2 protein-coding genes and 2 pseudogenes are annotated in these 3,142 nt (G+C 64.7%); 2 read left to right on the top strand and 2 right to left on the bottom strand.

The annotated features are described in order from the left end of the window. A pseudogene (locus QZ609_RS25880) lies at positions 1-566 on the bottom strand (peptidase M1); the annotation flags it as partial. A gap of 605 nt (positions 567-1,171) precedes the next feature. On the opposite strand from QZ609_RS25880, the gene QZ609_RS25875 reads away from it, so the two are divergent. Both QZ609_RS25875 and QZ609_RS25870 read left to right on the top strand, forming a co-directional pair. Continuing rightward, a complete protein-coding gene (locus tag QZ609_RS25875) occupies positions 1,172-2,080 on the top strand; it encodes an alginate lyase family protein (RefSeq protein ID WP_295501180.1) in 909 nt (302 codons plus the stop codon). 254 nt (positions 2,081-2,334) lie between these two features. Beyond that, positions 2,335-2,718 carry a nuclear transport factor 2 family protein gene (locus QZ609_RS25870; protein ID WP_295501177.1) on the top strand — a complete coding sequence of 128 codons (384 nt, stop codon included), beginning with the start codon at positions 2,335-2,337 and terminating at the stop codon, positions 2,716-2,718. A gap of 62 nt (positions 2,719-2,780) precedes the next feature. On the opposite strand, the pseudogene QZ609_RS25865 reads toward QZ609_RS25870, so the two are convergent. Next, positions 2,781-3,142, bottom strand: a pseudogene (locus tag QZ609_RS25865) (SAM-dependent methyltransferase); the annotation flags it as partial.

The following is a 3,142-nucleotide window of genomic DNA, read 5'->3' as shown; positions in this document are numbered from 1 at the left end:
AAGTTGATCGTGCCGGTCCACTCCATGTGCAGCACGTAGTTGCCGGGCTTGATGTTGCTATTCGGGTCGCGCAGTTCGTACAAGTCGCCTTGCGACTGCGGGATCGGCACCAGCACCTGCGTGGTGTTGTTGGCCGACGAGGTGAGGGTGACGCGGGTCGGGTCGAACTTGATGTTGTGCGCGGCCAGCGTGATCTCGCCGGTCTGCTTGGTCACCTTGATTTCCACGTCGGCGCGGCCGGAGAAGCTGTTGAGATCGGCGCCCGGGCGGAACCACAGCTTGTAGTTGATCGGCTTGATGTAATCAGGCAACTCGACCGGCGGCACCGAGGCATCGACCGCCGGCGCCTGCGCGTTGTTGTTGCCGACGTTGGCCTGCTGCTGCGATCCGTCTGCGCCCAGCTTGCTGCCGGCGGGGCTGAGTGTGTCGTCACCGCCGCCGCCGCATGCGGCCAGCATCATCACGGCGGCTGCTTGTGCCGCCAGCGCCAGCCGGAATGTGTGCCGCTTGCCAACGGTTGCGCCTTGGGTGGTCGTCGTCCGACGGGGAAGAATCGAATCCCGCATTGCATCTCTCCTCAGGTGGAAGCGAATCGGCGACCCCGGCTCGAAGATGGGGGGCGGGCCGCCGAATCGGGACAGGAAATCACCCGTGATTGCGCGGTTTAAGTCACCGGGCCGTCACGGGATGCACGGATTCTGGAGGAAAAGTTTCTCGGATCGAGACGAAGTTTTTTAAATCTCGACGCTCAAATAGCGCATAAGCAATTGCAATTCGGAAAGGTGGCGTAAGCAAACAAACAGGCTGGAGGCGAGCCGGCATGCGCATATTGCAAAGCCCATGCAATTGCTACGTGTTTGCTGAGTGAGGCGCGCGTCCTTTTGGAGACGGCGAGTGCTTCTTACAAAAATCGCTTAAAGCAAGATTGAATGCGCGAGGCGCGGATGCTGGGCGATACAGCTCGCCTGGCCCGAACGCCGGGTAAATGGCGCGTCGTTGAGCAGGCCACTAGGCGCCTCGCCTGCAGGCATAATCCCCGCATCCTGAAAACGTGGGGTTCGACATGGCGCGGCGCGGCAGGTTTGGCAGGGTGATCGGTTTGGTTGGGGCGCTGGTTGTTGCCGGCATTGGGTGGGTTGCCGGGCCGGTTCGGGCCGCAACCGCATGCACCGTGCCGCCGCCGGTCGTCACCATCGACCCGCCCGGCTTTTACGACGACCCCGCCGGCTACGAGGCTGCCGTCAAGCCGATGCGCGGCTTCATCAGCCAGCTCAACCAGGCCGCCGACAAGGCGCAGTGGAGCTGCGTCTCCGATCTGCTCTCCGCCTGGGCGCAGGCGGACGCGCTGATGGGGCCGATCGCCGGCTACCAGGGCTATTACGAACGTTCCTGGGCTGGCACCGACTTCGCCTTCGTGCTGCTGCGCATGCCCAAGGGCAGCCAGCCCGCGCCGGACCGCATGCGCACCATCAGCGCCTGGCTCGATCGCATCGCCGTGGCCACACGCGATGCCGATGCGATCAACCACCTGCACAACAACCTCGTCTACTGGGCCGGCCTGAACCTGGCTGCCATCGGCACTGTCACGCAGCGCCCCGACCTGATCGATGCCGGTATCGCGCGCGCCCGTGAGGGTATCCACGACATCGGCCCGCACGGCGAGCTGCAGCGTGAATTGAAACGGGGTGACCTGGCGCTGCACTATCACGATTTTGCGCTGCTGCCACTGGTCTTCACCGCCGAACTGGCGCAGCGGCGCGGCATCGACCTGTACCACGAGAACCAGGGCGCGATCGGACGCCTGGCGAACCTGGTGATCCGCGGCGTGCAGGACATCGGCACGTTTGCCGAGGTGTCGCCCGTCAAGCAGAAACTGTTTGCGTGGACGTTCCAGGATGAACTGGCCTGGGCCGAGCCGTACTACGCCCGCGTGCGGGATGGGCGGCTGGTGGCGATCCTGGCGGCGCGGCGGCCGATCCGGGAATGGCGGTTGGGTGGGGATGTGTCAGCGGGGTGGGGCGTGGCGTTGCAAAGAGGGGCCGCCCCTGTGGCGGCTGCCGGGCAGGAGAACGGCCAATAAAGCGGGTGCCGCCGGTTGGCATGGCAAGCGCTTTTGGTGTCGCGGTGGTCTCTACGCTGTTCGGTGGTCATGCGTTCGCTGTCCGCTGCCGGCAGCGCCTTGCGCGGTCCCTGGTTTTGTCATAGCTTGAATCCACCGGCGCCGACGGCCCTGCGTTGCATCGCGACCCCGCGTGATCCGCCAGCGCCGTCGTCGAATCAAGGCGGCGTGTTTTTTTGATCGCCGAGCGGGTCGCGACAAATCAGGAGGCAGCCATGGGTTCTCCGCTTGCGATTGTCCAGGAGGTATACCAGGCCTTCGGTCGGGGAGACATCCCCGCGTTGCTGGACTTACTGGCCGATGAGGTCGATTGGAAATTCGTGGGCTCGCCTCGCATCCCGTATTCGGGACTGCGCCGCAACGCGCAGGAGGTTGCGCGGTTTTTCGAGGAAGTCGCGCAGGCCGACGACATTCATGTGTTCGAGCCTCGCGAGTTCATTGACGCCGGCGAATCCGTGGTGGTGCTCGGCTTCGAACGGTCCACCGCCCGCGTTGAGGGCACGACCTTCGAGTCGGAGTGGGTGCACGTATTTACCGTGCGCCACGGCAAGGTCACGCGCTGGCGGGGCTTTTACGATACCGCCGCACGCTTCGGTTAGGCCCCAAACGCGGGCTTCTGGGAGCGCCGGCGGATACTGACGCGGAGCACGCCCGCCACCGCTCAAGCCGGCGCAAAGAAGCGCTCGTGCAGTTCCTCAAGGCCGAGCGTGCTGATCACCTCGGCGAGCCGCTCAGTCGGGCGCCGCCGCGGCAAGTCCTTGTACTGCGCGATGATCAGCTCGTTCTTCATCGAATGCTCCCAGCCGACCAGCTCCGTCACGCTCACCTGATAGCCGTGGGCCTCGAGCTGCAGGCAGCGCAGCACGTTCGTGACCTGGCTGCCGAACTCGCGCGTGTGCAGCGGATGACGCCAGATCTCTGTCAGCGCGTTGCCAAGCGATTTGCCCTTGTTCCGGCGCAGCACGCCAGCCACCTCCGCCTGGCAGCACGGCACGAGCACGATGTACTGCGCATGCTTTTCGA

This window comes from uncultured Ralstonia sp. (assembly GCA_913056305.1).
GTDB lineage: Bacteria > Pseudomonadota > Gammaproteobacteria > Burkholderiales > Burkholderiaceae > Ralstonia.
The sequence above is the reverse complement of the archived record's forward strand: the minus strand, read 5'-3'. Positions and strand labels throughout refer to the sequence as shown.